The sequence below is a fragment of the Bacillus cereus group sp. BfR-BA-01441 genome (genome assembly GCF_022663075.1).
GTDB classification, from domain to species: Bacteria; Bacillota; Bacilli; order Bacillales; family Bacillaceae_G; genus Bacillus_A; species Bacillus_A cereus.
The window spans coordinates 1-216 of sequence record NZ_JAKUEU010000443.1 but is presented as its reverse complement, the minus strand read 5'-3'; the positions used below and the strand labels follow the sequence as shown (position 1 = coordinate 216).

Here is a 216-nt window from a genome sequence, read left to right as displayed (position 1 = left end):
GCGTCCCTCCATTGCTCAAACGATAAAGAGGTGGTACAGGAATATCAACCTGTTGTCCATCGCCTACGCCTGTCGGCCTCGGCTTAGGTCCTGACTAACCCTGAGCGGACGCGCCTTCCTCAGGAAACCTTAGGCATTCGGTGGACGGGATTCTCACCCGTCTTTCGCTACTCATACCGGCATTCTCACTTCTAAGCACTCCACCAGTCCTTCCGG

General features: G+C 55.6%; 1 rRNA gene. It reads right to left on the bottom strand.

The features are described 5' to 3' along the window. Window positions 1-216 (bottom strand): 23S ribosomal RNA (locus MR107_RS31125); the annotation flags it as partial.